The sequence below is a fragment of the Flavobacterium sp. J49 genome (assembly GCF_011742145.1).
In the GTDB taxonomy this organism is placed as follows: Bacteria; Bacteroidota; Bacteroidia; order Flavobacteriales; family Flavobacteriaceae; genus Flavobacterium.
The window spans coordinates 26646-50751 of the sequence record NZ_JAAQQU010000105.1 but is presented as its reverse complement, the minus strand read 5'-3'; the positions used below and the strand labels follow the sequence as shown (position 1 = coordinate 50751).

The window sequence follows — 24106 nt, the reverse complement described above, 5'->3', positions numbered from 1 at the left end:
TTCTTTTCAATAATATTCTTTTTTTAAGGGTTATAAAATTTATTTGAAAGATTATCTTACAGTCCTAAGACAATAAGTAAAAAAAACTCCCGATTTCTCGAGAGTTTTTATTCGTAAAGTTTGGTTAAATCTATACTTTTACAGTCCAGCCAAAAGTATCTTCAGCCAATTTGTATTGAATTTTCGTCAGTTTGTCTTTTAATTCTAAAGCAAATGAGTTTTCTAGTTTTGGCAGCTCATAATACACGTCTTTGTATTGAAACCCAACGATAGGATTAACTACGGCTGCTGTTCCGGCACCAAAGATTTCTTTTAAGCTTCCGTCTTTGGCAGCGTTTACTAATTCGTCTACCAATACCGAACGAACTTCTACTTTAATACCTTCTCGTTTGGCCAATTCAATTAAGCTTTTACGGGTTACACCATCCAAAATTCTTTCACTGGTTGGTGCGGTATATAAAGTATCGTTGATTCTGAAAAATACGTTCATCGTTCCGGCTTCTTCCAGTTTGGTGTGCGTGGCATCATCAGTCCAAATGATTTGTTGGAACCCTTTTTCTTGAGCCAATTTTTGTGGGTAAAATTGAGCCGAATAATTTCCGGCTGCTTTGGCTGCACCGATTCCGCCATTGGCAGCACGACTGAAATGTTCTGCAATAATCACTTTCACTTCACCCGAATAATAAGAACGAGCAGGGGAAAGGATAATCATAAATCGGTATTGAGTGGATGGCTGTGCAATAACGCCCGAACCTATCGCAATCATAAATGGTCTGATGTATAAAGTGTTGCCCAAACCTTTCTTAACCCAATCTCTTTCCAAATCAAGGATGGCATTTAAACCGCCCAGGAAAATATCTTCAGGAACTTCGGGCATGGCCATTCTTTTGGCTGATTTATTGAAACGGTGTAAATTTTCATCCGGTCTAAACAACCAAACGTCATCGTTTTCATCCTTATAAGCTTTCATTCCTTCAAAGATGGCCTGACCATAATGAAACACTTTAGCAGATGGATCAATCAAAAACGGTTCGTATGGTTTTATAATAGGTTTTTGCCATTGACCTTCTCTAAAGTCACAAACCAACATGTGGTCAGTAAAGGTGTTTCCAAAGGCAAGGTTTTCAAAATCGACATCTTTAATTTTAGACGCTGAAGCTCTAACTATATCGATTTCGGAAGGTGTTTTTAACATCATTTAGTATCAAGTTTAACGAGGAAACTAACTTTATGTAGCTATTAATCAAATAGTTGTGTGGTATTCCTCAAAATTATAAGTTGTGTTGTTAGTTTTTTGTAAAACTAATAAAAAAATATTAGCCATTTGCACCCTTAAAAAATATTGAATGCTTTTTTCCAAATTCTCTTTGGCTCCCTATTTTTTGTCTTAATATTTCATTAAAACGAGAAATTAATTGCCATAATTGTATGTGAAATTGTTAATCTGTTTACTTTTGTAATTCTAAAACCGTAAAACATGAAAAAAATAAATTTACTTCTTATTGTTATTGCGCTATTTGTAGGCAATATTGTTATGGCGCAATCCAAAGCAAAGGCAGCCGCTTTTGATGCCAAAAATTATGCTTTGTTTGGAGAAAAATTCAAAGTGACCAAGATTTTGACCAAAGACCAAATGCTTAAAAAATACAAGAGCCTTAAGAAGGGAGATACGATTACCGTACAATTTCAATCCAATATCAAATCGGTTTGTAAAAAGAAAGGTTGTTGGATGAAGATGGAAATGGCCGGCGATGATACTTCATTTGTAAAATTTAAAGACTACGCATTTTTTGTACCGTTGAATGCAGATAACAGCACGGCGATTGTTAATGGCAAAGCTTTTGTCGATGTGGTTTCGGTAGATGAATTGAAGCATTATGCCAAAGATGGCGGAAAATCGGCAGCAGAGATTGCAAAAATCACTAAACCAGAAGTTACCTATTCCTTCTTGGCTGATGGTGTTTACATCAAAAAATAAACTTCGATGAAGAAAGTTATAGTAGTTGTTTTGGTGCTTCTTTTTTTAGTGCTGTCGGTGCTTTCTTGCCAGAAGGCAGCAGAAAAAACAGCGGAAGAAAAGTGCGAACCCAAAACCGAAAATAAGTTAGAAATGTACCAAATGTCAGAAATGGCCGCTTTGATGGAACAAATGTATGTGGATAACAAGCGTTTAAAGGAACGCATTCAAAAAGGCGATACCATTGGACAGTTTCCGCAACATTTTTTAAGAATTCATGAAGCGGTGATGACCGATGAGTCGGACAACGATGCTTTCTTTAAAGAGCAAGCAGCGAAGTTTATCAAAGCACAGGAAATGATTTATAAAGATCCTAAAAATGCCAAAGAGCATTTTAATACCGGTGTTGATGCTTGTATCCAATGCCACCAACAAAAATGTGGCGGGCCGATTCCGAGGATAAAAAAATTATACATTAAAGAGTAATTTTGAAACGCGAAATTATTCAAACCCAAGATGGTTCTACCACCATTTATTTGCCCGATTGGAATGAAAGTTATCATTCAAAGCACGGCGCCGTTCAAGAAGCTTATCACGTATTTATAAAGAATGGGTTTTCACTTTTCGAAGGAAAATCCATTTCTATTTTAGAGATTGGTTTCGGTACCGGATTGAATGCCTTTATCACTTATTTGGAAGCCCAAAAAAACACCAATCAAAAGATACATTATGTTGGCGTTGAAGCTTATCCAATAGCTTTAGAGGAAGCTTTACAGATGAATTATGCCCAAGAAATTGAGGCTAAGGAAAGTCATGTCTTTCAACTTTTACACCAAGTTGATTGGGAAGAAGAGAATATGATTCCACCCGAATTTACCCTTACCAAACGCCAACAATATTTTCAGGATATCAATGACAGCAATGCTTTTGACCTGATTTACTTTGATGCATTTGGTTTCAGAGTACAACCCGAATTGTGGTCAGAAGCTATATTTGCAGCCATGTTTAAGGCATTGAAAGCGAATGGCGTCTTGGTTACTTATGCTTGTCGCACTTCGATTAAAAAAGCGATGATATCAGCAGGATTTTCTGTAGAAAAGTTGCCGGGCGCTCCGGGCAAAAGAGAAATGTTGCGCGCCACTAAAGGAGTTTGAAAAAATTAACTTTTTTTGAAGTTATTTTTAACGATGATTTTTACCGACGGTATATTTTTTTCAATAAATTTGATGAAATAATTATTCGTTCTTACTAATTTTCAAACCTAAAATTTATAACTCTCTATGTCTAAAACAATGTTAGACCACACTAAGTCTGTGTTAAAAAGAGTAAGTTTTGATGTTGACCTTTTTTGCAAAGAGCTTTCTAAAGCCTATAAGTTCTTATTGCCATACGAACTTGAAGAGTTAACAAACTGGTTGCTAAAATTTACCGAAGAAAAACCGGAACTTAGACAATGTATCTTAAATGTTAATTAATAAAAACTAAAGGAATTTAAACGATTCCTTTTTTTATGCTATCATCTTGATCTTGTAATATTTAACGTATTAAAATTTATTAAAAATGCATTTTGTCGACTTTTAAGGTACTTAAACGATGTTTTTTAACATTTTTTATTGCGGTGAAACAAATTTTATTTTACTTTTACCAAACGTTCTTACAATAAGATAACCCCAAATCTTAAGATTATGCCTAGAATGATTTACGATTACACTAAATCGGTACTCGAGAGAGTAAGTTTTGACCCGATTCTTTTTGCTAAAGAATTAAAGAAAGCAGTAAAAAATTTACTGCCTTATGAGATAGAACAATTAAAAAGATGGCTTCAATTCTTTACCAAAGAGCACCCGGAATTAAAAGACTGTTTATCTGTAGTTAGTTAGAACAGAATGAAATAAGGAGTTGGTGCAACAACTCCTTATTTTTTTTGTAACGGACTGATGATTTCCACATTTTGAAAAGTAATCGCCCCCTTGATTACACCCGAAATAGTACTTCTTAGTGCATCAATGATATGTATCTTCAATTCATTTTTGGGAAAAATCAAACTCACTTCCCGCGCCGGTTTCGGCTCTACAAAATGTTTGAGCTTTAGTACATCTTTGGCCGGCAAATCTAAGGTATGCAAATAGGGCAATAGTGTAGTGCCCAAACCTTCATCGGCCAATTTTATCAAGGTTTCAAAACTGCCGCTCTCTATTTGGAAATGCGTTTTTTCTTCGTTGTTCAAGTTTTTGCACAAGTTCAAAATACCATCTCTGAAGCAGTGTCCGTCTTGAAGCAGTAAAATTTCATTCATATTTAAGTCCCCAACTTCTATTTCTTTTTTGTGAAACGATTGGTGGTTCTCAGGAATATAAGCCACAAACGGCTCGTAATACAATACAATTTCTTTGATTTTCTCATCTTCCAATGGCGTAACGGCGATGGCGGCATCTAAATGACCGTTTTTCAACTTGGTGATGATTTCCGCAGTGTTTAGCTCTTCAATGATGAGCTTGACTTTTGGGTATTTTTTGATGAAATTATTCAAAAACATCGGAAGCAATGTCGGCATTACTGTTGGGATGATAGCCAAACGGAATTCTCCTCCTATAAATCCTTTTTGTTGGTCGACTATATCCTGAATTCGGTCAGCTTCGTTGACAATGTTTTTGGATTGATTGACAATTTTTTGTCCAATTTCCGTAAGCTGAATAGGTTTCTTGGTGCGGTCAAAAATTTGAACGGCTAATTCTTCTTCAATCTTTTGAATTTGCATGCTCAGTGTAGGTTGTGTTACAAAGCATTTTTCTGCAGCCAGCGTGAAGTTTTTGTGTTCGGCAACTGCCAAAACATATTTCAATTGAGTGATGGTCATGATATAATCAAATTTGATGCAAAGATAAAAACTATAAATTAAACCTATAGTATTGAAGCCTTGATATTTCCTAAATTTGGGGTCTAAAATTCTGTTAAAATTTTTATAATAACCAATTTTAACCTTAATTGAATAACTACTTTTGTGATATGAAATTTATAGCAGGCTTCATATTAGTAATATTTGTTACTTTTCTTTCAACTCCAACAGTGGTTACGTTGATAAAGAAGAGTGCTGATATGTCTGTTTTTTATAGTTTTGCTGAAGAAGAAATTCACAAGGATATCAAAGAAATCAAGGCTTTAAAGCAATGTTTTGATTACCCTTTTACTGAGTCTGAGCTTAACCCAGATTCCAAAATCATTTCTGAGAACCTATCACGTCATGATAACGTTTCTGAAGAAATATTTTCTCCACCGCCCGAATTGGTTTAATACATCCGTTATGGTTTCGCCTTAGCGAAGCTTTTTTATGTATTAAATTAATTATTGGTATGACAAAAAAAATCAATCTTTTTGCAAACCTTAAATCTGATTTCGCATCAGGTTTAGTGGTTTTCTTGGTGGCATTGCCATTGTGTTTAGGTATTGCATTGGCCTCAGGCGCGCCACTATTTTCAGGTATTATTTCCGGCGTTGTTGGCGGAATTGTAGTGGGCTATTTAAGTACTTCCCATTTGAGTGTTTCGGGACCGGCAGCCGGTTTAACGGCTATAGTTTTAACCGCTATTACCGATTTGGGTGCCTTCAATATCTTTCTGATGGCTGTTTTTATAGCCGGCTTGATTCAATTGACTTTAGGGTTTCTAAAAGCGGGAACCATTTCAAATTTTTTCCCCAACAATGTTATTGAAGGAATGTTAGCCGGTATTGGAGTGATCATTTTCTTGAAACAAATTCCGCACGCCTTTGGTTATGATAAGGATTTTGAAGGAGATGAATCTTTTGTACAAGCAGATGGTCAAAATACTTTTTCTGAACTGTTTTCAGTGATTGACCACATACAATTAGGTTCATTGGTTATTACTTTGATTTCACTGGCTATTTTAATTGGATGGAATAAAGTTGAATTTCTTAAAAAAATAAAGTTAGTTCCTGCGGCATTGGTAGCTGTTATTGTTGGAATTATCTTAAATGAAGTATTTATTCAAACCGGAAGTTCATTAGCAATCTCCGGAGATCACTTGGTGGCATTACCGGTGCCGACCAGTCTTGAAGAGTTTCAGAGTATTTTTGTAATTCCGGATTTTTCAGCCATTACCAATTTCAAAGTTTGGGGAATCGGAGCAACCATCGCGGTTGTGGCTTCTATTGAAACGCTATTGTGTATTGAAGCAGCCGATCGAATGGACACTCAAAAACGTTACACTAATACGAATGTTGAGCTAAAAGCTCAAGGAATTGGTAATATGGTAAGTTCATTATTGGGTGGTTTGCCTATGACTTCTGTTGTGGTGCGAACTTCTGCTAATAATGCGGCGGGTGCCAAATCAAAGATGTCGGCCATTATTCACGGCTTTCTTTTGTTGATAAGTGTTTTGACCATTCCGGTGTTGTTGAACAAAATTCCATTAGCCACTTTGGCCGCAGTATTGTTGTTGGTTGGTTACAAATTGGCCAATCCAAAAACCATCAAGCATTTTTGGAAAAAAGACAAAATTTACCAGTTTATTCCTTTTATCTTAACTTTTGTAGCCGTGGTATTTACCGACTTGCTCAAAGGAGTGGCATTGGGAATGATTGTCAATATCATTTTTGTACTCATCGGAAATTCTAAACGGGCCTTTAAATTCAGAAAGGAAGAATATCATGAAGGAGATATCATTCATATCGAGTTGGCTCAAGAAGTTTCTTTTTTGAATAAAGCCGCTATCAAATCAACTTTGAATGATTTGCCTGAAAATTCAAAAGTGGTTATCAACGCTACTGATACAGTATACATTGCCCACGATATTTTAGATTTGATTCGTGAATTCAAGGCTACTCGAGCCGTTGACGAAAATATCAAGGTAAAATTGAAAGGCTTCAAAAAAGCTTATCAACTTGAAGACAGTGATAATTTTAAGAATACGGTTACTGTTGAGCAAAAGTATGACGCCATGAAACGTAAAATGATTAACGTAGAAAATTAAAAATAAAACAAAATGAAAACGCTAAATAAAGAACTACAAGCTTCTATATCGCCCAGAAAAGCTCTTGAATTATTAAAGAATGGTAATAACCGATTTGTTAGTAATCTTCAAGCGCATCGCAATCTATTGGAGCAAGTCAATGATACCCGCGACGGGCAATGGCCTTTTGCCACTATATTGAGTTGTATTGACAGCCGAACTTCGGCCGAACTTATTTTTGACCAAGGGCTTGGTGATGTTTTTTCGGTACGTATTGCCGGAAACATTGTGAATACCGACATCTTGGGCAGTATGGAGTTCGCTTGTAAAGTAGCCGGTTCCAAATTGATTGTGGTATTGGGTCACTCTAAATGCGGTGCCGTAAAAGGTGCTTGTGACCACGTAGAAATGGGTAATCTTACCGAACTGCTTTCTAAAATACAACCTGCGGTTTACCAAGAGAAAGAAACCAAGGATAACCGCAATGCTTCTAACGCTGTATTCGTTGAGAATGTAGCTGAAATTAACGTTAAACGCAATGTCAAAAACATCATTGAACGCAGTTTTATTTTAGAACAAATGATTGAAAATGGAGAAATAGGTATAGTGGGTGCCATGCACAATATAGAAACCGGTGAAGTTACTTTTTATGAAGACAGTCAATATATCAAAGACGAATTGAATCCGGATTTTTCAGTGGTAGAATTAAGACATTAATTCCTTTAGCGCAACCCTATAAACATCTATTTTACCTGTATGTAGTTCAAGTTTTTTATTTACTATATTTGACTAAATTTATTATATGAGCAATTTTTATAAAAAAATACTTGATAACAACAAAAAATGGGTAGAATCTCAGTTAGCCATTGACCCTGATTATTTTAAAGATTTGTCTAAAGGCCAACAGCCACCTTTGTTGTGGATAGGTTGTTCTGACAGCAGAGTTCCTGCCAATGAAATTATTGGTGCCAAACCCGGTGAAGTATTTGTACACAGAAACATAGCCAATATGGTTATCCATAGTGATATGAATATGTTAAGTGTTTTGGATTATGCTGTCAATGTTCTAAAAGTGAAACACGTTATTGTATGTGGTCATTATGGCTGCGGAGGTGTAAAAGCCGCCATGGGTAACCAATCCATCGGATTGATTGACAATTGGATCAGACACATCAAAGACGTTTACCGTTTGCACGAACATTACCTGAATTCATTTACTAACGAAGAAGAACGTTTTAACAAGTTTGTGGAAATCAATGCTCAAGAACAAGTCTTTGATTTGGCCAAAACTTCTATAGTACAAAATGCTTGGAAAAACGGTCAGGAATTAACACTCCACGGTTGGGCTTACGGATTGAACTCCGGCTACGTGACCGACTTAGGAGTTAACATGACTTCCAATGATAACTTGGATGAAGTTTACCGCTTAAAGTTCAGTAACTAAGCAATATTTTATTTAATACATAAAAAAAAGCAATCAATTATTTGGTTGTTTTTTTTTAATCTTCAATATTCTCATTGAATGCAGAAGGCATCATTTTTGGGATAAACTTGATCAATATCGGTAGGAGCAAACCACCGCCCGGCAATAGGAATATCGTCAGTGACGGAATCGTTTTGCAGATGTCGAGGAGCTGTTTTTTAATTTTTTTCTTTTCTTCTTTGTCTAAATCTTTGTGGGTTGATTTGGCCAAAAGTTGCATCAATTCTTTACTCTGAGAAATCTCTTTTAACAGCCGTGATTTATTTCTGTTGATTAATACCGCAACACTTTCGGTGGTTTGGTCATAAAAGTGTTTCACCGGATTGGAGAAGTTGAAATACGGAATTTCCTTTTTGTATTTTACAATAAATTCGTTGATGAAATCAATGCTTTCTAAAATAACAGCATCGGTAATGTTAACCAATTCACCTAACTTGAAAAGAAAGTAGCGCTCTTCGTTTTCGACCTTTTCATCGCTCCACAAACTTATTCCGGCCAAATCGATAACATAGTATTTTTCAAGGTTATTGGATAAGTAACTTAAATCTAAATCTTCAATAGAAGTAGAGGTAGTAGTGGCAAATTTATTGTAACGAACGGAAGATTCAAACAGCTTCAACAACAAATCATCATGTTGTGAAATACCGGTTTTGGCTTTTAGCGAAAGCGAAATAATACCGATGACTATGTCTTCAATTTTGGTAGAATACTTTTCGGAGATGCTGCCATTTTCAAGATGCTGTTTGAAAGCCAAAACATCTATAAACAACAAAGCATTTGTAATCACATGAGAGAAGTTTTTGCTAAACATATCCTCATTAGTCTGTACTCTGTCGTGGATGATTTTTTCCAATTTGCTCGATGGCGAACTTGATTCTAATACTTTTTTTAGAGGATTAAATCCTTTTGGAATCATGGTGCTGTAAAAGGCTACCGCTTCGTTTATAAAGCTAGCAGCATTGTCATTTTGCTTCGTCAAACGGTACATCTGATAAAGCGTATTGAGCATGCCTATCTTTGACAATTCTTGCGGAAGTCGGTCTTTAGTTTCTATAGTTATAGAAGCATCAAAACTTACCACATGGCCAAATATAAATCCGGTAGCTCTGGTTCGGATGTAGAAGTCCGTTTCGTTTTGAGGAAACGAATGCACTGACAAACTTTGCTCTGCAAAAAACTTGTCTATCCAACCGTGAACTGAAGGGTTAATCATTTAGCTGTTAATTATTGGCACAAAACTAAATCATTTTTGCTTGTGCTAAGTAATGAATTTGTTACCAAATTTAAAATGTGCCTCGTGACTTGATATTTTGCGCACATAGAGAAACGATTTCAGCAATACGGGCTTTGCGGGTTTCCGCTCTTTTGGCTTGGTTGAGCCAATATAAGTAGCTTTTTCGATACGAAGGACTAAACTTATTGTAGTTTTCTAAAGCAGTTTTGTTTTGTTCAAAAGCCAAGGCCAAATCATCGGGTATAATATGATTTTCCACATGGTCTAATGATTCCCAGGAGCCGTTTTGCTTGGCAATTTCAATTTTGCGCAAACCACTTTCGTGCATCAAATTATCGGCGATGAGTTTCTCGATATAGGTTTTGTTGAGTTTGCTCCAAACACTCTTGTCTTTGCGTGGTGTAAACATTTGACGTCGGCGTTCATTGTCTAATCGCTTTACGGTTGAATCTATCCAGCCATAACAAATGGCGACCTGAACGGCTTCTTCCCAACGCATGCTCTCATATTCGCTGGTTACTTTGTAAAAAATGAGATAAACTCCCATTGACGTATGGTGATTGTGATGCAACCATTCTCGCCATTCTTGCGCATTCCTGAAGTATAGATGTTCTTTATCTTCCAAAAACTACTACTTTATGATAGCTGAACAAGCCAATCTTGCACCGGCATTTCCGGTAGGTTGTGTTACATAATCATCGGCTTTTTCATGAACGATTACGGCTTTACCAAGAATATCTCTGGTTTCATCACCACAGCCCACACACCATTCGTTTGTTTTAAACAATACTGTAGCATTACCATCCGCATTGGCGTAAAAGTTATCCATATCGCCTTTGTGGTGTTCGTAATCAGTCCATCTTCCGTGTTTTTTAAAAGTTGGGTTCCAATGTCCACCGGTTGAAGTGGCATCGGCTGCAGAGCAATCTGATTTTTCATGAATGTGAATAGCATGTTCTCCCGGCTTTAATCCTGTGAAATTAGCAGTGAAAGTGACTTCCCCGTCTTTTTCTATAAAGGAGGCGGTTCCGTTTACATTGCTTCCGCTTTTAGATTGGAATGTGATGTTAACCGATTTACTTTTTTCTTTTGAAGACGAGCTTTTACAACCGAATATCAGCAAACCTATCGCCAAAATCCCTAAGACTATTTTTTTCATGAGTAAATTCTTTTTAGATTTATAAAAGTACACAATTCGGCAAAGCAATTACTTTAAAATTAGGTTAAAGTTTACTTGGTTTTTTCGCCTACAAAATAGTCGGTTTGTGATTTGAATAAGACATTGAAAGTCGTTAAACTACCGTAAATACGGGTAATGTATTGTTGTAATTCCACTTTTTCAATTTCTTCTAAGTTGCTGGAGTTAATCTTTTGTTCCATTACGCGTAACCGATCACGGAGCATTACGATTTTGTGGAAGAAAGTATCAATCGGTACGTCTTTAGCAGCCAATCCGGCTTGACCTGGAGTAAGTTTCATGTTACCACCTTTCCATTTGTCGCCAATGGCAACCGGTTCCCCTAAACCGTTCCATTTTTTTAGAATGGATAATAAACTTTGCTCTACATCGTAAAAGCTCACGGTATCTACTTCGTTCTCGGCGTGTTCTATGACTTCAAATTCACTGTCGATAGCGATGGTTTCTAATCCGTTTTCTATAAAAGTGACCCAATATTCTTTCGATGATACATTGGTTACTACGCCTTTGCCATATTCGGCATGGTTGATTCTGGAGCCTATTCCTAATAGTTTCATAAGAGCTGTTTTTATTGTGACTAAAATAGTAATTTGTTTGGAAAAAAAAAATGCCGCCCAGAAAAGGCAGCATAGGTTTTTTAATTATTTATAGCGGAATAAAAAAATAACGATTTATAAGGTTAATATGATTTCACTGAACTTGTCTTTTGTCACCGGTTTTATGATAAAGTCTGACACAGCACTCATTTTTTTTGCCTTCATAATATCATGAGGTGAGATAGAGGAGGAACAAACATAAATAATGATTTTACTTGTTTTTTGGCTTTCTAAAGAAGTAAATTCATCTAAAAACTGCCAACCGTCCATGATAGGCATAGACAAGTCAAGAAATATTACATCTGGTAATTTGTATTCAGAGTTTAAATTTTCTTTCAAATAGTTTAAAGCATCTAATCCGTTGCCAAATACTTTGATTTCTTTGACATGATTTGTTTTTTCGATGATTCTTTTGGTAATAAATACAAAAGTATCATCATCGTCAACTAGGGCTAATAGTTCAATTTTTTTCATGATGGTTGGGGTTTAAATTGTATGTAAAAGGTACTTCCTTTGTTAGGAGTGCTATCAACCCATATGTGTCCGCCCATGGCTTCCACTTGGGTTTTTGTCATGAATAAACCAAAACCTTTGGACTCGGGATGTTTGTGAAAGACTTTTCGAATCTTAAACATATTGTGTTTGTGAAGTTCTAAATCTATTCCCAAACCATTATCGGCAATAGAAAGAACAACGCCATCGGGCTCGTTGCGAGTTTTGATTGTAATGGTGATATTGCGATCAGGTGATTTGTATTTTAAAGCGTTGCTGATTAAATTGGTTAAAATACTATCAATGTAGCGTTGCGGATAGAAAATAGTATTAACTTCACTAAAATCCATACGTATCTTAGCTTTATAAAGCTTGATTTGGCCTTCAAAAGCGACTAGAGTTTTTTCTGTAGTTTCTTTTAAATTAATAATATTTGATTCGATTTCGGAATCTTGTCTAACTTGTAATGACTCAACAAGTTCATCAAGTATGCCGTTAAGATGATTAATTACCGGTTTGACTCTTTTTAACACTTCAGTTTTTTCGTCTTGGTCTTCCGTAGATTCTGCATAATCCAGTAGCATCGATATGTTTACGAGTGGCGCTCTGAGGTTATGGGAAACGATGTTGCAAAAGTCAACCAACTGTTTGTTTTGGTATTCGGTATTGATAAGCATTTTGGCAATTTTTTCCTCGCCTTTTTTTCTTTCAGAAATATCAGATCGAATGGCTACATACTGATAGGGTTTTCCATGTTCGTTTAAAAAGGGTACAATTGTGGTGTCCACCCAATAGGCAGTTCCATCCTTGGCTTTGTTTTTCAATTCTCCTTTCCATACTTTTCCGTTGGCTATCGTCTGCCATAACTCTTTAATGAATTCAGAAGAGTGATAGGCAGAATTGATAATTCGGTGATCTTGACCCAGCAATTCCTCCCGACTGTATTTTGATATTTTACAGAAATTATCGTTCACGTGTGTTATGATTCCTTTTTGGTCCGTAATCGCTACAATGGAAGACTCGTCCAAGGCGTATTTGTAATCGGATATTTCTTTAATTTTTTTTAATAACTCCTCCTCAGCTTTTTTTCGTTCGGTGATATCGGAACGAATGGCTACATACTGATAGGGTTTACCCTTGTTGTCAAGAAAAGGAACAATAGTGGTATCCACCCAATAGGCAGTACCGTCTTTGGCTCTGTTCTTTAGCTCTCCTTTCCAAATTTTGCCTTGCGCAATCGTCCTCCAAAGGTATTTTATAAACTCTTTTTTATGATAGCCTGAGTTAATGATTCTGTGGTCTTTCCCTAAAAGTTCCTCACGAGAATATTTTGATATTTTACAGAAGTTATCATTGACATGGTTTATAATTCCCTTTTGATCTGTTATAGCTATTATGGACGACTCATCAAGCGCGTATCTGTAATAGGAAAGTTCTTTTATCTTTCCCAGAAGTTCATCTTCAACTTCTTCTTTTACTTTTTTGCTCATACCTAAGAATAAAATTGCTTGATTTCTTTATACCATTTTAATATAAATTTTGAAGAGATTATCAAATTTAGGTAACTTTTCTCATTTATTTTTTTTTAAAATGTTAAATTGTTTAACAAATTTTAATATTTGTTTTTATGAATTAGCCTAATAAACTGATTATCATAAAAAAAAACAGCTTCCTTTTTAATGTCTTAAGCGTCGATATTAGTGGGTTTATTGAGAGTGTTTTTTATAATCTCATCTTAAATTGTTCCTAAGCATTCAATGGAACTTAAACACCTTGCAAGATTGGATTATGGAATTTTTATGTCATTTTGTTTTTCAATATTTTATTGTCTTTTGTTTAAAAGCGGTGTGATTCTTTAGTTTTTTTAACTACAAAAAAAGACCGACTAATTTGATCAGCCGGTCTTTTAACACAATTAACTTAACTAAAAATCTAAAAACAATAACTATTTTCCGCCACTAACTTGGTGGTAATAGTTTCTCTCAAGCCAACTATATTTGGCATGTTGGTGTATTTTGTAAATCGGCGTAATCCCATGAGCATCATGCGTTGTTCATCGCCTTCTGCAAAAGAGATAATGCTTTCTTTTCCTTTTTGAGTGACCACATCTACGGCTTTGTACAAGTATAATTTGGCCATAGCTATTTGTTCGGTAACAGTAGCTTCGCCTTCTTTTTTTGCTAATTTTTCTGTTCTTAAAATGGTGCTTTCCGCGATATAGATTTCAATCAGCATATCGGCTGCAGCCATTAATAATTGTTGGTGCGCGTCTAAGTCCATACCATATTTTTGAACGGCTGCTCCGGCTACCATTAAGAAGGCTTTTTTCAATTTGGCCACCATTTCTTTTTCTTCCGAAAACAACTCTGAATAATCAGGGGTTTCGAAGGATGGAATACCCATTAATTCTTCTTGTACTTTCATGGCCGGACCTAATAAATCCACATGACCTTTCATTGCTTTCTTAATTAGCATTCCTACTGATAACATTCGATTGATTTCGTTCGTTCCTTCGTAAATACGAGCGATACGAGCATCACGCCAAGCACTTTCCATAGGCGTATCTTCGGAGAATCCCATTCCGCCATAAATTTGAATGCCTTCATCAGCACAATTTTGAACATCCTCAGAAACGGCTACTTTTAGAATTGAACATTCGATAGCAAATTCTTCAACGCCTTTTAATTCGGCTTCTTGATGGCTTGCACCTTCTGCTTCGCGTAGTTTGATTCGGTTTTCAATGTCTTTGGCTGCGCGATAAGTCGCACTTTCTCCGGCATAAGCAGAAGTGGCCATTTCGGCTAGTTTATATCTAATAGCTCCAAAACTTGAGATTGGTGTATTGAACTGAATTCTTTCATTGGCATAATTCACCGCATTGGAAGTCACTCGACGTTGCGCGTCTAAACAAGCAGCAGCCAATTTGATACGACCAACATTCAATGCATTCATTGCAATTTTGAAACCTTCGCCACGTCCGGCCAACATGTTTTCCACCGGCACTTTAGTATCCGCAAAGAAAACCTGACGGGTAGAAGAGGCGCGAATACCGAGTTTGTGTTCTTCTTCGTTCATTGTGATGCCGTTGCTTGGATCGTTTTCAACGATGAAACCGGTAATGTTTTTATCATCTTCAATACGAGCGAATACAATAAATACCGAACAAAAACCTGCATTAGAAATCCACATTTTTTGTCCGGTGATGTTATAATATTTTCCGTCTGCGGATAAAACTGCTTTTGTTTTTCCGGAGTTGGCATCAGAACCGGCGCCCGGTTCGGTCAAACAGTACGCGCCAAACCATTCGCCTGAAGCTAGTTTAGGTACGTATTTTTGCTTTTGCTCTTCGGTTCCGTATAAAGTAATGGGCATAGTTCCGATTCCGGTATGCGCGCCAAAAGCGGTTGAAAACGAACCGGTAGCTCCCGATATGTAATCACACACCAAACAAGTATCTACGAATCCCATTCCCATTCCACCATAAGCCTCAGGAACAGCTACGCTTAGGAAGCCCATTTCACCGGCTTTACGCATTACTTCTTCGGTAAAGGCGTAGTCTTTCTTTTCGAAACGGTCTTTATTAGGCCAAATTTCTTTGTCGACGAATTCCTTAACAGAATCGCGCATCATGATTTGTTCTTCGCTGAAGTCTTCGGGTGTAAAAACGTTTTCGCATTTGGTTTCCTTTACCAAAAACTGTCCACCTCTTGTTATATCTTCCATTGTATATGCTTTTTAGTTTTAATAGTTTTATTTACAATCTTGTCATTCCGACGAAGGAGGAATCTCATCAAATTGTTCCTCAGTTTATTAGATTCCTCCTTCGTCGGAATGACAAAAGGAAGAATAAGTTTTACTTATAACACTTCATAAACTCCTGCCGCACCTTGTCCGGTTCCGACGCACATAGAAACTATTCCATACTTGTCACCGCGGCGTTTCATTTCGTCAAATAGTTGCACGGAAAGTTTCGCTCCGGTACAACCTAACGGATGTCCTAAAGCAATTGCACCACCATTTACATTAACGATATCAGGATTGATACCTAATTCGCGAGTAACCGCTAAAGCCTGAGAAGCAAAGGCTTCGTTTAATTCAATTAAATTAATATCGTTTAATGTCAATCCTGCTTGTTTTAATGCTTTCGGAATGGCTTTCACTGGTCCGATTCCCATGATTCTTGGTTCTACACCGGCAGCAGCATAACTTACTATTCTGGCGATAGGCGTGAGGTTGAGTTCTTTGACCATTTCCTCGCTCATGATTAAGACAAAAGCAGCTCCGTCGCTCATTTGTGAAGAGTTTCCGGCCGTTACACTACCATCGGCAGCGAAAACCGGACGCAATTTGCTTAAAGCAGCCGCATTGGTATCGGCTCTTGGTCCTTCGTCTTTGGTTACAGTGTATGATTTGGTCTCTTTTTTACCATTTTCATTGATAAAGGTTTGTTCGATAGTAATCGGTACAATTTGTTTGTCGAATTTGCCTTCTGCTTGCGCTTTGATGGCTTTTAAATGTGAATTCAATGCAAATTCATCTTGGTCTTCACGAGATACGTTGAATTGTTTGGCTACCGCTTCAGCCGTTAAACCCATTCCCCAGTAGTAATCTTCGTTTCCTTCTTTGGCCACTGCATAATCAGGTGTAGGTTTATAACCGCCCATTGGAATAAAACTCATACTTTCGGCACCGCCGGCGATGATGCAATCTGCCATACCACTTTGGATTTTTGAAGTAGCCATGGCAATGGTTTCTACTCCGGAAGCGCAATAACGGTTTACAGTTACGCCAGGAACATCGGTTACTTTTAATCCCATTAACGAAATCAAACGCGCCACGTTTAATCCTTGCTCCGCCTCAGGCATGGCATTTCCTACCATGACGTCATCTATTCTTGTTTTGTCGAAATCAGGTAGTTCATTCATCATGTACTGAATGGTTTCGGCAGCCAACTCATCGGGACGTTTGAAACGGAAAACTCCTTTTGGGGCTTTGCCGACGGCGGTTCTGTATGCTTTTACTATGTATGCTGTTTTCATATTTTTTGTATTAAGATTGGAGTATTAAGTATTAAGACTTTCCAATCGCTTGATTATGATTTTAATGTTTTTTGAAAGGAGAAATTCATATTTGAAACTTCTACCAATTGATTAATTATGGGTTGTGCTGTTTCTTCGTTTATAAGTTTTAATCTTTTAGCTAGAATTAATTGCGTTATTAATTCGAATGTTGAGCCATTTGCAATTCCTAAAAATTGAACAAATTCCTTGTCATGATTTCTTCCGGAACCTTCAGCAATATTAGAGGGAATAGATACTGCACATTTTTTAATTTGATGAATTAAATTAAATTTTTCATCATTGGGCAAAAGCAATGAAACTTCATAAACTTCAACAGCAATATCCATTGCTTTTTGCCATATTTTTAATTTCTCGAAATTGTGCATACTCTATGTCTTAATACTTAATACTGTAGTCTTAATACTAATTTCTCAACGGTTTTCCTTTGGTTAACATAAACTGAATTCTCTCCAATGTTTTTCTTTCGGTACAAAGGGATAAGAACGCTTCTCTTTCGATATCTAACAAATATTGTTCAGACACTAAAGTTGGTTCAGACAAATCACCACCTGCCATAACGTATGCCAGTTTGTTAGCGATTTTTTGATCGTGTTCTGAAATGTATTTTCCGGCGACCATTTGGTCGGTTCCGACTAAGAACATCCCTAAGGCTTGTTTGCCTAGAACTTTCACATCTTTTCTTTGGATGGGTTGCGTATAACCGGCTTCTGCCATTAACAAAGCGTGTTTCTTGGCTTCGGCTATTTGACGGTCTTTATTAACCACCACGATGTCTTTTCCTTTTTGTAATACGCCCATGTCAAAAGCTTCGTAAGCTGAAGTAGCCACTTTTGCCATTGCCACTGTCAGAAAGTATTCTTGAAGAACATTTAGCTCTACATCGTTTTTACGGAATAGGTCAGAAGCTCTTAAAGTCATTTCTTTTGAACCGCCGCCGCCCGGAATTACACCGACACCGAATTCAACCAAACCGATATACGTTTCTGCTGCAGCTACCACTTTATCGGCATGCATCGTCATTTCGCAACCACCGCCTAAAGTCATGCCATGTGGCGCAACGATGACCGGAATAGAAGAGTAGCGGCAACGCATCATGGTGTCTTGGAACATTTTTATGGCCATATTCAGTTCGTCATATTCTTGCTCGACTGCCATCATGAAAATCATTCCGATATTGGCACCGACAGAGAAATTAGCGCCTTGGTTTCCTATCACTAATCCGTTGTATTGTTTTTCGGCTAAGTCGATGGCTTTGTTGATTCCGACCAAAACGTCACCACCTATGGTATTCATTTTTGACTGGAATTCAAGGTTTAAGATACCATCACCTAAATCATGAATTACAGCACCACTGTTGCTCCAAACTTTCTTACTTTCACGAATATTGTTTAGAATAATGAAACTGTCTTGTCCCGGAACTTTGGTTTGCGATTTGGTTTGAATGTTGTAATAATAAGTAGCGCCTTCTTTCACGGTGTAGAAACTAGTGCTTCCTGAAGCAAACATTTCGTTTACCCAAGCGGCAGGTTGATACCCTTCGGCTTGCATTAATTCGATTCCTTTGGCTACGCCGATAGCGTCCCATATTTCGAATGGTCCGTTTTCCCAACCGAAGCCGGCTTTCATGGCGTCGTCTATTTTGTAGAAGTCGTCTGTGATTTCCGGAACTCTGTTGGACACATAAGCAAACATGGCTGAGAAGTTTTTTCTGTAGAATTCGCCGGCTTTGTCTTTGCCTTTTACTAAAACCTTGAATCTATCAATAGGTTTATCAATGGTTTTAGTCAATTCTAAAGTACCGAATGACGCTTTTTTAGCGGCTCTGTACTCTAGTGTATTTAAATCTAAAGACAAGATGTCTTTGTCTACTTTTTTATAAAAACCCTGACCGGTTTTGCTGCCTAGCCATTTGTTTTCCATCATTTTGTTGATGAAATCAGGCAGTTTGAATAGGTCGTGCGCTTCGTCGGTTGGGCAGTTTTCATAGATACCGTTCGCTACGTGTACCAAAGTATCTAAACCAACGACATCAACCGTTCTGAACGTAGCCGACTTTGGACGCCCGATTACCGGACCGGTTAACTTGTCTACTTCTTCTATGGTCAAATCCATTTCTTTGACCAAATGGAATAAGCTTTGGATTCCGAAAATACCGATGCGGTTGCCTATGAACGCCGGAGTATCTTTGGCCACGACCGAAGTTTTGCCTAAATATTTAGAACCATAGTCAAACAAGAAGTCTAGTACTTCACTAGATGTTTTTGGTCCCGGAATGATTTCGAATAACTTTAAATAGCGCGCCGGATTAAAGAAGTGCGTTCCGCAAAAATGCGCCTGGAAATCTTCGCTTCGGCCTTCACTCATAAACTTAATCGGAATACCTGAAGTGTTTGAAGTTACTAAAGTTCCCGGTTTTCTGTATTGGTCGATTTGCTCGAATACTAATTTCTTGATGTCTAAACGCTCAACAACTACTTCGATTATCCAATCGTAGTTGACAATCTTAGCCATGTCGTCAGTGGTATTACCGGTTGTGATTCGGGAAGCAAACTTCTGACTGTAAATAGGCGATGGGTTTGACTTTAAGGCATTAGCCAAGTGATCGTTGACCAAACGGTTGCGAACAACTTTACTCTCTAGTGTCAATCCTTTCTTTTCTTCGGCTTCGGTTAGGGCATTTGGAATAATATCCAAAAGCAAAACTTCCACACCAATGTTAGCAAAATGACATGCAATTCCGGAACCCATGATTCCTGAACCTACTACTGCCACTTTTTTAATGGTTCGTTTCATATGTTTTTTGTTAATGAAAATAGATGATAGACTTTGTTTTTACGGATTTGATCTATAATCTCTCTGTCTATTATCTTTTGTCTGTTTTTTATTCATTTAAAAAATCTTCTTCTCTGCGATTAAATCATTGATAGTATCCGCTACTTCTATGAAGTGCTGTAACTTTTCTTCTGAAATATTTTGCTTCACCACTTCATTAAATTTTAATACGGTAATTTTAGACTGTTCTCTCATTTGTTTGCCTAAATCAGTTAGGTAAATGAGTACACCACGACCGTCTTCGGGGTTTTTCTTGCGAATGATTAAACCTTTTTCTTCTAAAGTTCTAAGAGTTCTGGTTAGGCTGGTGGCTTCCATGCCCATGCGCGAACTGATAAAAGTAGAAGGAGTTCCTTCTTCTTTATCGATGCTCAGCAGTGCAAACCCTATTGCCATTGAACCTTCAAACTTGGAGGCTTCTTCATTGTACATGCGGGCAACGGCTTGCCAAGTAGCGCGGAGTATATAATCTATAGTTTTGTCTTTCATACCTAAAATTTTACTATAACGATTTCAAAGATAATAAAAATATATTATGCATGCATACTATATAGTAAAAAATATTAATTTTTTTTAATAAAGAAACAAAAGATAAAAGGAGGAATGTGTGTGACAAGAGGTGTAAAGAATTAGACAAGAGGTTTTAGTTGCGAGGTACTGTTTGTCTTTTTGCTTCCCTCTGAAAAAGGTAATACGAAACAGCCGCTCAAATACTGTATATTTGGAAAGATAAAAATAAATCCAATGAAATCTTTTTACTTCTCACTTGTAATTCTCTTTTCAATAGTTGCCAACTCGCAGTCAAAATTTACACCCGAGTGGAGTAAAGGAATCATTTGGTACCAAATATTCCCGGAGCGCTTTAACAACGGTGATCCAACCAATGATCCTAAAGTAACCGACCAAAATGGCGCCTATCCTTTTGATGATACTTCAGCGTTTCAAATTCATCCTTGGACAAGTGATTGGTATCAGCTACAGCCATATGAGCAACAGAATGGGAAAGACCTATACTATAATCTTCAGCGTCGTCGCTACGGTGGTGACTTGCAAGGCATCATCAATAAATTAGACTATATCAAATCACTTGGGGTTAATGCAATCTATCTGACTCCAATTTTTTGGTCGCCTTCTTCACATAAATACGATGCACTTTGTTACCATCACGTTGATCCTACCTTTGGGCCTGATCCTGAAGGTGATGTGGCGATGATGAAAAACGAAAATCCACTAGATGTTAAAAGCTGGGTATGGACCAAAGCCGATCTCTTGGCATTAAAACTGATTAAGGAAGTTCACGCCCGCAATATGCGTATCATCTTTGATGGTGTATTTAACCACATGGGAATGAAAAGTTTTGCTTTTGAGGATGTTCAAAAAAACCAACAGGCTTCTGCCTATAGTGACTGGTTTTCTATCGATAGTTGGGACGATCCCGCAAAAGGAACTACCTTTCAATACAAAGGGTGGTTTGGTGTAAAAACCTTACCCGAGTTCAAAGAGGATGAGAAAGGCATAGTAGCCGGACCCAAAGCGTATATCTTCAACGCCACCAAACGCTGGATGAATCCTATGGATAAAGGAATTCAAGATGGTATTGACGGTTGGCGCTTGGATGTTGCTTATGATGTTGGACATCCTTTTTGGAAAGACTGGCGTCGATGGGTACGCAGTATCAACCCTACAGCTTATATGACTGCCGAACTGGTGTCTCCAATAGAAAAAACAAGACCTTATCTTGAAGGTGATGAGTTTGATGCCACCATGAATTACAATTTTGCTTTTATAGTACATGATTTTTTTATTCAAGATAAATTGGCTTCTACCGTAACACAATTTGATGCCCAATTGGCAACACTAAGGGAAGCTTTTGGAAACGATGTAGCGCTGAATATGCAAAACCTGATGAACAGTCACGATGCTACCCGATTAGCCAGCGCTGTCGCCAATCCTGACGGTAAGAAGTTTGGGGATTGGGGCGCTTATTTTAATTGGAGTCAAAAAAGCAATAACAAAGAGTACAATGCCAGAAAACCAACCGCAGCCCAGGTTCAAAAACAAAAACTAATTGCTGCTTTCCAAATGTTGTATTTGGGATCGCCTATGATTTTTTATGGAGACGAAGCCGGAATTTGGGGAGGCAATGATCCTGACTGTCGCAAACCAATGGTATGGGACGACAAAACCTATGATGCCGAAACTTACAACCCTGACCAAAGTACTCATGAACCCGATGCTGTAGCTTTTAATAAGGATTTGTATAACTGGTATCAAAAGTTTATGGTGTTGCGCAATAACTACAAGTCTATCCAACTAGGCAACTACACTACCATTGCAAAAGATGATGCCCAAAAACTCTATGTTTTTAGCCGAAAATACCAAGGCGAAGAAGTGCTTGTATGCATCAATCGTTCAGATAAGCCCGTGAACTTTACAAATGAACTTTTGAAAACTAATAAATTTAAAGAGGTTTTTTCTAATAAAGTAATGAAAACAGTTACTATTGAGCCGATGAATTTAGTGGTGCTTAGTAGGAGGTAGAGGTGAGAAGCGAGAGGTGAGAAGCGAGAGGCGAGAGGCGAGAAGCAAGAGGCGAGAAGCAAGAGGCGAGAGGCGAGAAGCAAGAGGCGAGAGGCGAGAAGCAAGAGGCGAGAAGCAAGAGGCGAGAGGCGAGAGGCGAGAGGCGAGAAGCAAGAGGCGAGAAGCAAGAGGCGAGAAGCAAGAGGCGAGAGGCGAGAAGCAAGAGGCGAGAAGCAAGAGGCGAGAGGCGAGAGGTGAGAGGCGAGAGGCAAGAAGCGGTTTAGTGGTGTTTGTCTTTTTTTTCCTCTTGCTTCTTGCTTCTTGTTTCTTGCTTTCCTCTTTCCTCTTCTTAGACTTTAAAGTAGTTAAGAAAAAAATTACACCTATTTTCTTGCATATTATATTTACTTTGTATAGATTAGCTTACAAATTATGTATTACTGCCCAAGTCTAACTTAAAACGTAACCTATGAGCAGCAAGGAATTTCAAATTTTATTAAAGGCCATACTCGACTTAAGGGCTTTGCTAGAAGTATCAAAGCCTGTAGTAGAAGAGGACTTTTTAGACAGCCATGCCATGGAGAAACTGCTTAGGTGCAGTCCTGCTAAGTTGTACCGATTGCGTAAAAACGGTTCGGTACCTTGTGTACTGGTAGGGCGGAGCTATCTTTATCCTAAACACTTTTTTACCCAAGAGGTACTCAATAGTATTACAAAACCCGACGACCCTTCAAAACGGTTTGACGACAAAACCAATTAATTTTTTTATCAAATACCACTAGACACAGCCTCGGAAACGGGGCTGTTGTTTTTTAATACAGGGGTATGTAGTCGCAGATTGCCAATACGCGCTCTAGGGTGTGTAGTGAAGTATAGGGTATAAAAAAAAGCGACTTATTTGATGGTACATAGGCTACAATTGCCGTAGGTTCAAATAAATCGCCGGATATTTTAATAAAATTCTAAAAAAATAGATATAAGTTCAATATGATGCTTAGCAAAAACATTACTGAACAAGCAGTACGGTTTTGCACCTTTGTGTTAGCTTACTTACGCTATAACTTATAGGTGAGTTGCAGGCCTGTAGACATGCTGTTTAATTTTTGCTTAATTGAACTGTTTTCTATTTCAAAGGTAGGGTTTGTTTCGTAATAGCTGGTATACAATCCTATTGCCAAAGGGGTATTGATGTTGTAGTTTACTGAAACTTTACCTTGATAAGCGAGTGCATTTACTGTTCCTGCTGATTTAAGTTCTTCAAATGGTGAAGCGCTACTGACCGTTATTTCATTTTCGGGTCCTTTGATAGTAGCCAAGCCTAAAGCCAGCTGACCTTGAATAAAAAAATGTGAACTTAAATTGATGGTGTAATTGCCCCCGACTAATAGAGATAAAACGGAATAGTTACCACTTTTAACTTCTACGCTGTTGTAGGAAGGATTAGCGTCTAAAATGGATTTGGCTATTTTATCTGCATCGGTTCCTAGCGTCGTATAATCAACAATCATAACGGCTGCAAAATTGTTTTTGAATTTATAGGCAAAGTCTATTGTAGCTTTGTATCCTGTTTTTGCCATACCAAATGATTCGTTTTGTGAGGATTTAATATCACCAAGGGGAAATACTAACCCGCTTGAAAATCTTAGCTCAATATTGCTTGTTTCGGTATTGCTTTGTGGTGTGTCCTGAGCCATTACTACAGTTGTTGAACAAATGAAGCAAATTAGAAAAAATAACTTTTTCATA

General features: G+C 37.6%; 25 protein-coding genes. 11 read left to right on the top strand and 14 right to left on the bottom strand.

The window, feature by feature from the left end; translation table 11 throughout:
* Positions 1 to 130: 130 nt before the first annotated feature.
* On the bottom strand, positions 131 to 1198 hold the full coding sequence (locus tag HA632_RS10990) for a branched-chain amino acid aminotransferase (RefSeq protein WP_176307247.1): 1068 nt from the start codon (positions 1196 to 1198) through the stop codon (positions 131 to 133).
* A 279-nt stretch (positions 1199 to 1477) separates the two neighbouring features.
* On the opposite strand from HA632_RS10990, the gene HA632_RS10985 reads away from it, so the two are divergent.
* The 5 genes from HA632_RS10985 to HA632_RS10965 all read left to right on the top strand — a co-directional run bounded on the left by HA632_RS10985 (position 1478) and on the right by HA632_RS10965 (position 3837).
* Complete coding sequence (locus tag HA632_RS10985) at positions 1478 to 1978, top strand: DUF4920 domain-containing protein (RefSeq protein ID WP_176307246.1); 501 nt, start codon at positions 1478 to 1480, stop codon at positions 1976 to 1978.
* Between the two features lie 6 nt (positions 1979 to 1984).
* On the top strand, positions 1985 to 2443 hold the full coding sequence (locus tag HA632_RS10980) for a hypothetical protein (protein WP_176307245.1): 459 nt from the start codon (positions 1985 to 1987) through the stop codon (positions 2441 to 2443).
* A gap of 2 nt (positions 2444 to 2445) precedes the next feature.
* Positions 2446 to 3111 (top strand): tRNA (5-methylaminomethyl-2-thiouridine)(34)-methyltransferase MnmD, encoded by a 666-nt coding sequence (gene mnmD, locus HA632_RS10975; protein WP_176307244.1) that lies wholly within the window; start codon positions 2446 to 2448, stop codon positions 3109 to 3111.
* A gap of 126 nt (positions 3112 to 3237) precedes the next feature.
* Complete coding sequence (locus HA632_RS10970) at positions 3238 to 3432, top strand: hypothetical protein (RefSeq protein ID WP_176307243.1); 195 nt, start codon at positions 3238 to 3240, stop codon at positions 3430 to 3432.
* Between the two features lie 210 nt (positions 3433 to 3642).
* Positions 3643 to 3837: a hypothetical protein gene (locus HA632_RS10965; protein WP_171221641.1), complete on the top strand. Its 195-nt coding sequence runs from the start codon at positions 3643 to 3645 to the stop codon at positions 3835 to 3837.
* Between the two features lie 35 nt (positions 3838 to 3872).
* On the opposite strand, the gene HA632_RS10960 is transcribed toward HA632_RS10965, so the two are convergent.
* Positions 3873 to 4814 carry a LysR substrate-binding domain-containing protein gene (locus HA632_RS10960; RefSeq protein WP_176307242.1) on the bottom strand — a complete coding sequence of 314 codons (942 nt, stop codon included), beginning with the start codon at positions 4812 to 4814 and terminating at the stop codon, positions 3873 to 3875.
* 149 nt (positions 4815 to 4963) lie between these two features.
* On the opposite strand from HA632_RS10960, the gene HA632_RS10955 reads away from it, so the two are divergent.
* The 4 genes from HA632_RS10955 (at position 4964) to can (ending at position 8368) form a co-directional block, all read left to right on the top strand.
* Positions 4964 to 5248, top strand: a complete 285-nt coding sequence (locus HA632_RS10955; RefSeq protein WP_176307241.1) for a hypothetical protein — start codon at positions 4964 to 4966, stop codon at positions 5246 to 5248.
* Positions 5249 to 5307: 59 nt separating this feature from the next.
* Positions 5308 to 6945 (top strand): SulP family inorganic anion transporter, encoded by a 1638-nt coding sequence (locus tag HA632_RS10950; protein WP_176307240.1) that lies wholly within the window; start codon positions 5308 to 5310, stop codon positions 6943 to 6945.
* A 12-nt stretch (positions 6946 to 6957) separates the two neighbouring features.
* Positions 6958 to 7641, top strand: coding sequence for a carbonic anhydrase family protein (locus tag HA632_RS10945; protein ID WP_176307239.1), 684 nt, complete (start codon positions 6958 to 6960; stop codon positions 7639 to 7641).
* A gap of 85 nt (positions 7642 to 7726) precedes the next feature.
* Positions 7727 to 8368: a carbonate dehydratase gene (gene can / locus HA632_RS10940; RefSeq protein ID WP_176307238.1), complete on the top strand. Its 642-nt coding sequence runs from the start codon at positions 7727 to 7729 to the stop codon at positions 8366 to 8368.
* 55 nt (positions 8369 to 8423) lie between these two features.
* Here can and HA632_RS10935 read toward each other — a convergent pair whose 3' ends face one another.
* From HA632_RS10935 to HA632_RS10885, 11 genes are all read right to left on the bottom strand, one after another.
* Positions 8424 to 9620, bottom strand: a complete 1197-nt coding sequence (locus HA632_RS10935) for an LETM1-related biofilm-associated protein (RefSeq protein ID WP_176307237.1) — start codon at positions 9618 to 9620, stop codon at positions 8424 to 8426.
* Positions 9621 to 9690: 70 nt separating this feature from the next.
* Complete coding sequence (locus HA632_RS10930) at positions 9691 to 10266, bottom strand: YdeI family protein (protein ID WP_228778781.1); 576 nt, start codon at positions 10264 to 10266, stop codon at positions 9691 to 9693.
* A gap of 6 nt (positions 10267 to 10272) precedes the next feature.
* Positions 10273 to 10800, bottom strand: coding sequence for a superoxide dismutase family protein (locus HA632_RS10925; protein WP_176307236.1), 528 nt, complete (start codon positions 10798 to 10800; stop codon positions 10273 to 10275).
* A 71-nt stretch (positions 10801 to 10871) separates the two neighbouring features.
* The gene (locus HA632_RS10920; protein WP_176307235.1) at positions 10872 to 11396 is read right to left on the bottom strand and encodes a hypothetical protein; all 525 of its coding nucleotides are present in this window, start codon (positions 11394 to 11396) and stop codon (positions 10872 to 10874) included.
* 114 nt (positions 11397 to 11510) lie between these two features.
* On the bottom strand, positions 11511 to 11909 hold the full coding sequence (locus HA632_RS10915; protein WP_176307234.1) for a response regulator: 399 nt from the start codon (positions 11907 to 11909) through the stop codon (positions 11511 to 11513).
* Positions 11906 to 13417, bottom strand: coding sequence for a PAS domain-containing sensor histidine kinase (locus tag HA632_RS10910; protein WP_176307233.1), 1512 nt, complete (start codon positions 13415 to 13417; stop codon positions 11906 to 11908). Before HA632_RS10910 ends, HA632_RS10915 begins: the two co-directional genes overlap by 4 nt.
* Before the next feature lie 442 nt (positions 13418 to 13859).
* Positions 13860 to 15650 carry an acyl-CoA dehydrogenase family protein gene (locus tag HA632_RS10905; RefSeq protein WP_176307232.1) on the bottom strand — a complete coding sequence of 597 codons (1791 nt, stop codon included), beginning with the start codon at positions 15648 to 15650 and terminating at the stop codon, positions 13860 to 13862.
* A 134-nt stretch (positions 15651 to 15784) separates the two neighbouring features.
* Positions 15785 to 16966 (bottom strand): acetyl-CoA C-acyltransferase, encoded by a 1182-nt coding sequence (locus HA632_RS10900; protein ID WP_176307231.1) that lies wholly within the window; start codon positions 16964 to 16966, stop codon positions 15785 to 15787.
* Positions 16967 to 17019: 53 nt separating this feature from the next.
* Entirely contained in the window at positions 17020 to 17373 is a 354-nt protein-coding gene (locus HA632_RS10895) for a four helix bundle protein (RefSeq protein WP_176307230.1), read from the bottom strand.
* Positions 17374 to 17410: 37 nt separating this feature from the next.
* Positions 17411 to 19801 (bottom strand): 3-hydroxyacyl-CoA dehydrogenase/enoyl-CoA hydratase family protein, encoded by a 2391-nt coding sequence (locus HA632_RS10890; protein WP_176307229.1) that lies wholly within the window; start codon positions 19799 to 19801, stop codon positions 17411 to 17413.
* A 96-nt stretch (positions 19802 to 19897) separates the two neighbouring features.
* Positions 19898 to 20329, bottom strand: coding sequence for a MarR family winged helix-turn-helix transcriptional regulator (locus HA632_RS10885; RefSeq protein ID WP_176307228.1), 432 nt, complete (start codon positions 20327 to 20329; stop codon positions 19898 to 19900).
* A gap of 255 nt (positions 20330 to 20584) precedes the next feature.
* Here HA632_RS10885 and HA632_RS10880 point away from each other — a divergent pair, with 255 nt between their 5' ends.
* Positions 20585 to 22381, top strand: coding sequence for a glycoside hydrolase family 13 protein (locus HA632_RS10880; RefSeq protein WP_176307227.1), 1797 nt, complete (start codon positions 20585 to 20587; stop codon positions 22379 to 22381).
* A 448-nt stretch (positions 22382 to 22829) separates the two neighbouring features.
* Complete coding sequence (locus HA632_RS10875) at positions 22830 to 23120, top strand: helix-turn-helix domain-containing protein (protein WP_176307226.1); 291 nt, start codon at positions 22830 to 22832, stop codon at positions 23118 to 23120.
* Between the two features lie 295 nt (positions 23121 to 23415).
* On the opposite strand, the gene HA632_RS10870 is transcribed toward HA632_RS10875, so the two are convergent.
* The gene (locus tag HA632_RS10870; RefSeq protein WP_176307225.1) at positions 23416 to 24105 is read right to left on the bottom strand and encodes a hypothetical protein; all 690 of its coding nucleotides are present in this window, start codon (positions 24103 to 24105) and stop codon (positions 23416 to 23418) included.
* Position 24106 lies beyond the last annotated feature (1 nt).